This is a genomic window from Acidithiobacillus sp. TH-A36 (genome assembly GCF_057473445.1).
Genome location: NZ_JBYCKP010000106.1, coordinates 1 through 4,468, shown reverse-complemented (window position 1 = coordinate 4,468; position 4,468 = coordinate 1). Strand labels below are relative to the sequence as shown.

6 protein-coding genes and 1 tRNA gene are annotated in these 4,468 nt (G+C 54.5%); 1 reads left to right on the top strand and 6 read right to left on the bottom strand.

The genetic code is table 11. The features are described 5' to 3' along the window. Positions 1–374 (bottom strand): prepilin-type N-terminal cleavage/methylation domain-containing protein (locus AC2VLY_RS03020; RefSeq protein ID WP_486893132.1); only part of this gene is annotated, 374 nt, incomplete at its 3' end. A 318-nt stretch (positions 375–692) separates the two neighbouring features. Here AC2VLY_RS03020 and AC2VLY_RS03015 point away from each other — a divergent pair. Next, the gene (locus tag AC2VLY_RS03015; protein WP_486893131.1) at positions 693–1,187 is read left to right on the top strand and encodes a tetratricopeptide repeat protein; all 495 of its coding nucleotides are present in this window, start codon (positions 693–695) and stop codon (positions 1,185–1,187) included. An 83-nt stretch (positions 1,188–1,270) separates the two neighbouring features. Here the strand turns inward: AC2VLY_RS03015 and AC2VLY_RS03010 are convergent. The 5 genes from AC2VLY_RS03010 to mltG all read right to left on the bottom strand — a co-directional run. Continuing rightward, positions 1,271–1,361 (bottom strand) — tRNA-Ser (locus tag AC2VLY_RS03010). 104 nt (positions 1,362–1,465) lie between these two features. Then, positions 1,466–1,828, bottom strand: coding sequence for a PilZ domain-containing protein (locus AC2VLY_RS03005; protein WP_486893130.1), 363 nt, complete (start codon positions 1,826–1,828; stop codon positions 1,466–1,468). Further along, on the bottom strand, positions 1,812–2,813 hold the full coding sequence (locus AC2VLY_RS03000) for a DNA polymerase III subunit delta' C-terminal domain-containing protein (RefSeq protein ID WP_486893129.1): 1,002 nt from the start codon (positions 2,811–2,813) through the stop codon (positions 1,812–1,814). The genes AC2VLY_RS03005 and AC2VLY_RS03000 overlap by 17 nt, the downstream gene beginning before the upstream one ends. Further along, a complete protein-coding gene (tmk, locus tag AC2VLY_RS02995) occupies positions 2,810–3,460 on the bottom strand; it encodes a dTMP kinase (protein ID WP_486893128.1) in 651 nt (216 codons plus the stop codon). The genes AC2VLY_RS03000 and tmk overlap by 4 nt, the downstream gene beginning before the upstream one ends. Next, positions 3,457–4,468 (bottom strand): endolytic transglycosylase MltG (gene mltG / locus AC2VLY_RS02990; protein ID WP_486921742.1); only part of this gene is annotated, 1,012 nt, incomplete at its 5' end. The genes tmk and mltG, both read right to left, overlap by 4 nt.

The following is a 4,468-nucleotide window of genomic DNA, read 5'->3' as shown; positions in this document are numbered from 1 at the left end:
CTTGAACTCGCTCCACTGCTTTGAGTCAGTGCCACGATCAAGGGGGTATTTGCGTTAGCATCGCTCGCGGTGTACTGGGTATTAGTATTTGCTGCGGTTCCCCAGGTTATTGAATAATTACCTGGCATTCCTGGATATGAAGGAGTGCTTGTAGTTTGTCCAGCATTTGCCGCTGCAACTGCCGCAGTTGCTTGAGTGACTGCCTGATGAAAGTCCTGGGTAATGGTGGTTGCTTTTGAAGTCACAATATACTGCTCATACTGCGGAATAGCGATGGCCGCCAGAATGCCAATGATGGCAATGACGATCATCAGTTCGATGAGGGTGAAACCGGCTTCGGCGCGGGCCTGCGCCTTCTTGACTGACATGCTCATGAGAATGCTCCTTGTGTGGTAAGAAGTTCGGCAACGCCAAGGGGTGCTGCGCTGGTTCTCATAAGGCAGAAAGCGTGCCATCAACAGAGTTGTTGTGCTTTGACAACAGCGTGCCGTTCACATCATCATGTTTTTATGGGAAAATTATCGTAGACTCAATGGGATTATTGCGAACCGGAACAAAGTCATCAAGCCGGACCTTGCCGTATTTTTCATCCAAATCCGATGAAATCCTGTGAGGCTTTCATCGAAAAGCGATGAATGTTTTTTACTTTTCCATTAAAATCGATGAAATAAAGCTTGCAGAAAGGGAGTCTTATGGTTGCATCCGGTTCGTCCACTGCTTTCATCAGCCCGCAAATGGCCGCCTTGCTCACCGGCAAAACGGTGCGGACCATTCATAACTGGCTGGATTCAGGTGCCATCGCTGGGCGGCAACTGCCGAGTGCGCAGGTGCCCAGCGGGGTGCTGCGGCAGGTGGACCTGAGCAGCCTGGCCGCCAAGGACCAACACTGCCTGCTGCAAGGCTTTGTGGATTGCGTGAAACAGGCTGACAGCGGCGATGCCGAGGCGCTGAATCAGGTGGGTATTTATTTTTATTGGTCCGGCGACCATACCATTGCCAGCAGTTTTTTTGAGGCCGCCGCCAAAAAAGGCCATGCCGATGCCATGGATTTTTTGTCTGCCTGTTATTTCAACGGCAAGGGCGTGGAGAAAAATCAGGGCCTCGGCCTGCGCTGGCTGGGCAGCGCCGCTGCCCTGGGGCACAGTCTCGCCCGGGGCAAATTGCGCGCACTGGGTTTTGAGGTGTAGGAGTGGGCGGGCTGCAGGTACAAGAGAAAGGGTTGTGTGTTTACATGAAGCGTGGTGCGTTTTTTTTAGTTCTTTGATTTTATTGGCGGAGAGGGTGGGATTCGAACCCACGGTACCCTTTTGGAGTACACAGCATTTCCAGTGCTGCACCTTCGGCCGCTCGGTCACCTCTCCTGAGGCTGCGAAGTGTAACCCAGACCTTGCTCAAAGAGCAATGACCGGAAACCTTGGCACCCGCAACTGCAAATCCTGATACTGAAAGCCTGATGATAATTCCGTCAAAAACTCAGCACCGCATCACCATGGGTAGGCAATCCGGACAGCGTATTCTGAATGCGCGTGAGTACCCCTGAGCGATCATTCTGAAACTGGACGCCAATGGCCGGTGGCCGGCCATCGCGGTTTTCCACAGGAGTGACCCAAATAACCTTACCCATCACCGGGGCGCGGGGCTGGCTGTCTGGCAGGGTAATCATCAGCAGGACTTCGGTACCCATGGGGAGAAGATTAGGTGTTTCCACCAGTAATCCGCCACCCTTGATGGCAGACATAAAGCAACGCTGTACGGCTTGAGGATCACGCAACACTACGGACAACGCGGTAGCTGCACCTCCCGGTTTTGGCTCAGTTCTGGATTCCATGGGTTTTCCTCCTTGGCCACAATGTAAGCCAGTCCAAAAGCAGCTTTTCCATGACCATCAGCGCATTGCTGTTTTGGGCCAGGGTCAATGGCAGTTGCAACCAGCCATCCAGGTTGGACTGCAGCGCTTCCGCCGAAATATCCGGAGCTCTCAGTCGCAACTCTTCCAGATAGTCCAGGTCCACGATTCTGTCCAGCAGCCCCTGTCGCAATCGCATAAAATCGGCGAGGACATTCAGTACCGTCTCCCGGATCAGGAGTAGATCTGAACTTTTGCTCCATTGCTCCGCAAGTTTCAGGGTCGCCACAACCCCCTGCCCTGATAAATCCAGCAAACTGCGCATCCATTGCTGACGCTGCTCCAGCCAGCCTGTCTCCCATAGCTCCAGGGCGCGCAAAGGCCGATTGCCTAATTGACGGAGCAAAGCGACGCTGTTTTCCGCATCCATCCCCTGCTGTTGCAGCCAGTGCATGGACTGCACCATCTGCATTTCCGGCAGGGGAATGCGCTGCAGGCGGGAGCGAATGGTGGGCAACAGACGCGAAGCCTGTTCACTATGTAAAACCATGTGTGCACGGGTGGGGGGTTCTTCCAGGGTTTTAAGAATGGCGTTGGCGGCTGCCACCGTCATGGCTTCGGCATTATCTATGCGCAACCAGCGCGAGTTGCTGACCTGCGGCGTGTACTGAATCCATTCCATGGCCTGACGCAAGGTATCAATGGCTATCTGCTTACCCGGCTCAGGGGCTGCTACCCATAAATCCGGATGGGAGCCTTCCGCCAGCAGTTTGCACGAGCGGCATTGTCCACAGGCAAACCCTTTGTCAGTAGGCTTGAAACACAACGTGGCGGCCTGCAGCGCATCGAGATGCAGGCGCAGCAGAGAACCGGATTCACCGACTGCCAGCATGGTCTGCGGTAATCCGGAGGCCAATAAGGCCTGGATGGGTTGCCAGGATTGGGGATCTGGCTGAAAAGCTTTCATGAAAAATGCTCAAGCAAACGCGGAGCCAGGGCTTGCTCCAGCGCGGCATGCACCTGATCCATGGGGACTGAGGCATCAATGCGGATGATTCGCCGGGGTTCGGCCGCCTGACGTTGGGCAAACACGGCCCGCGCTCTGGTAAAAAATGGGGTCTGTTCCTGTTCCAGGCGATCCGGTCGCCGGGCACGAATACGGGCAGCGCCCAGTTCCGGGCTGACATCAAACCAGAAAGTCAAATCCGGTGCCCGGGTAATGCCAGCCCAGTGCGCGAGTTCGGCAATACGCTCTTGAGGAAAGCCCCTGCCCCCACTTTGATAAGCATAGGTGGAATCTTCATAACGGTCACAAAGGACGATCTTACCTGCCGCCAGCGCTGGCTGAATCCGGTTCAACCAATGGTCGCGTCGCCCTGCATAAAGCAGAAGTAATTCCGCTTCCGCATCCAGAGCCAATTCCGGATTCAAAAATATACTGCGCAAGGCTTCACCCAAAAGACCACCACCCGGCTCGCGCGTACGCTCCACGCTCAATCCCTGCGCTTCACAAAAAGCCGCCAGCACTGGTATGGCAGAGCTTTTACCAGCACCTTCAATACCTTCCAGGGTGATGAACATTCCCGGTGTGATAGTGGATTCCTGGGCTTTCATGAAACCGTCCTCGCAGTAGGTTGCAGATAGCGTTTTATCTGCTCGATATGTTGCCTGTAGCTGGTCGAATAATGGTAGGCATTCCCCTGGGCAATAAAATACAGATCGTGGCTGTCACTCGGATGCAATACTGCCTGCAGACTGCTCATGCCGGGCATGGCAATGGGCGTTGGCGGGAGTCCTCCATGCAGATAAGTATTATACGCACTGGGCACGTGCATATCCTGCGGCGTCAAATGCCCCTGATAGTGCTTGCCCAGCGCATAAATCACCGTCGGATCTGACTGCAGTGGCATCCCCTGGCGTAATCGATTCAAAAACACGGCCGCAATATGCGCCTGTTGTGCGGGAGGAGCCCCTTCCTTTTGCACCACAGAGGCCAGAATGAGCGCCTGATAGGGGGTTTTTAAAGGTAATCCGGGGGCACGTTGCGACCATAAATGCTGTAAATTGTTGTTCATCCGTTGATAGGCGCGCTTCAGGATACTCAGGGCTGAAGTCCCGGGAACATAGCGATAACTGTCGGGGAAAAGCCAACCTTCAGCACTGTCCCGGGTGCCGATTCCTGCAGCAGCCAGTTGTTGCGCGGCCTGATCGCCCGTCGGGAGTCCATGCAGGTTCAGATAGGGCGACTTTAAACGCAACTCCTGAAGAATCAGCGACAAATTCCAACCGGGGATAATGACCACATTGAGTGGCAGGGATTGTCCATGTATCAGACGTTGCAGAATTTTCTCCTGCGAAACACGACCCTGAAAATCATACAGACCCGCCTGCAGCACGGGACGACCGGCCAAAATCCAGGCCACACGAAACATCTGTGGATAAGGCAGAACACCCGCCTTGTGCAGAATCTGAATACTTTCCAACGTGCCACTACCGAGCCGGATGGGGACCTGCTTTCCCGGCTTGGGAAAAGATTGCGGCAAGTACATGGTCACACCGTAATAGCCCAGCGGAGCGAGAATAATAACCAGCAGCAAAGTCAGGATTATGCGCCGCATCAGG